The organism is Oleiphilus sp. HI0043 (genome assembly GCF_001634935.1).
Genome location: NZ_LWEY01001955.1, coordinates 1 through 1,288, shown reverse-complemented (window position 1 = coordinate 1,288; position 1,288 = coordinate 1). Strand labels below are relative to the sequence as shown.

The window sequence follows — 1,288 nt, the reverse complement described above, 5'->3', positions numbered from 1 at the left end:
CGAGAACTTGATCATGAGACCTTGGATGATTTGAATTTGGATGGCGGTGTTCATGTTATCCAGGTAGAGTCGGGTGCAGCACGTGAAGCAGGGATTAAACAGGGTGATATCATCACTCGACTCAATAACCAGAAATTCACGTCGGTAAAAGAATTTCAAAAGGTGGTAGAGAGTCTTCCTTCAGATAGAGCTGTTCCGGCATTGATCGTTCGTCAAGGAAGTCCTTCGTTTATTGTTATTCGTGTTAAAGATTAGACAGAGTCATTGAACGCCTTAAGTGGTGAGTACGCTCGGTAACTTCGAGTGTACGCTCACCACTGTTTTGATCAAGACGTATCGGGTATGATGGCTTTTTCAACAGTCCAAGAGTAAAAAATTTGTTATTTCCTGATTTAGACGAAGATGCATTATTTCTATCACGTAGCAATGAAGACGAAGCGCTTGGTACTCATAAGCTGGCTTCTTTTTTACTCGAGGGTTTATTGTGGCCGAGTATCGAGCATTACTATCAGGCGATGAAGTTTCAGGAAACTTCTCCTTCCTACTTTGAAAAGATCCGGAAATCGTCAACCGCCAAACAGGCGAGGCGCATGGGTAGATCTCGCTTTCATAAAGTTCGAAAAGACTGGGCTCAAGTCAAACGAACGGTTATGACGCGAGCGGTTTATACTTATTGTCGTAGCCATCCTCAGGTCGCTCAGCTTCTTTTAGATAGCGGTAGCAGGAAGATACTGGAAAATAGCCAATACGATTATTATTGGGGTTGTGGTCGTGACCGCCGAGCCGAAAATACTTACGGCAAGGTTTTGATGGACGTTAGGTCAAAACTGAATCAGGAAGGTCGAGAAAAACAAAACTAAGATTCAGGCATAAGATTTTCTCGTCATACCTATAGCTCGTAATTTAGCTTGTTGAGTAGCGATCTGACGACTGGTATCAAATCGCATGCAGATAAGCCACGTTCGCCAGATTGTTTGGCAGCAATGTCTGCTGCACGAGCGTGTAGGGTGGTTGCTAAACGCAAGGCAAAGCCCTCATCGAAGCCTTGAGCGACCAAGCTGCCAATTATTCCACTTAGTACGTCTCCCATTNCCCCGCTTGCCATGCCTGGGTTGCCATAAGGGCAAATGCTGATTGTTTCGCCTTTGCTGGCAAGTAAGCTTCCACTGCCTTTTAATAGAATATGTCCACCAAGCTTATTGGAGAGCTCAGTGATTGCATGAAGCCTATCCTGCTGGATTAGGCCAGCGCTACCATGCCCGAGCAGTCGCGCAGCTTCACCAGGGTG

Annotated in this window: 3 protein-coding genes; 2 read left to right on the top strand and 1 reads right to left on the bottom strand. The window is 45.7% G+C overall.

The window, feature by feature from the left end:
• Together A3729_RS30235 and A3729_RS30230 are read left to right on the top strand one after the other, a co-directional pair.
• A partial coding sequence (locus A3729_RS30235; protein ID WP_156498242.1) for a PDZ domain-containing protein occupies positions 1–255 on the top strand: 255 nt, incomplete at its 5' end.
• A 122-nt stretch (positions 256–377) separates the two neighbouring features.
• Complete coding sequence (locus A3729_RS30230; RefSeq protein WP_068509096.1) at positions 378–860, top strand: NADAR family protein; 483 nt, start codon at positions 378–380, stop codon at positions 858–860.
• A gap of 29 nt (positions 861–889) precedes the next feature.
• Here A3729_RS30230 and A3729_RS30225 read toward each other — a convergent pair.
• Positions 890–1,288 (bottom strand): NAD(P)H-hydrate dehydratase (locus A3729_RS30225; protein ID WP_304439806.1); only part of this gene is annotated, 399 nt, incomplete at its 5' end.